Origin of the sequence: Rhizobium sp. RAF56 (genome assembly GCF_052113965.1) — a bacterium.
Lineage (GTDB): Bacteria > Pseudomonadota > Alphaproteobacteria > Rhizobiales > Rhizobiaceae > Rhizobium.
Genome location: NZ_JBFRDU010000144.1, coordinates 1 through 452, shown reverse-complemented (window position 1 = coordinate 452; position 452 = coordinate 1). Strand labels below are relative to the sequence as shown.

At 63.5% G+C, this 452-nt stretch carries 1 protein-coding gene; it reads right to left on the bottom strand.

The features are described from left to right. A partial coding sequence (locus AB4048_RS28990) for a phosphatase PAP2 family protein (RefSeq protein ID WP_442205372.1) occupies positions 1 to 452 on the bottom strand: 452 nt, incomplete at both ends.

Here is a 452-nt window from a genome sequence, read left to right as displayed (position 1 = left end):
GCGACCGGCAGGAAGAACCGGCCCTGCCGGGGCGGGCGGCCGAGAGTGCTGGCTAGAATGGCAAACGCCAGGTAGGCCGCCATCGACACTGTTGCGTGCCCGCTTGGAAAGCTCGCGTCGTGCACCTCAACAAGGTGAGGAACGAGGGATGGCCTGGTCCGCCCGATAAGCGCCTTCAGGAGGTTGCTAACTGCCCAAGCGCCGCCGGCGGCCACAAATGCGTAGGCGGCGGCCGCGCTGCGTCCAGTGCTCCAAAGGTAGGCGGTAGCGAGCAAGGTGAGGGTCGCGAGAATCGTAACGCTGCCCAAACTCGTCATGTTGAGGAAATAGTCCAGCAGCCAGTGCGGACCTCTGGGAATCGAGAGTTCGTCAGGTCGACGCAACAGCAAGAGCACATAGCTGTCGAAGGCGGGAACCTCGCCGGAAGGTCGGCGAACGACCCAAAGCAAGCA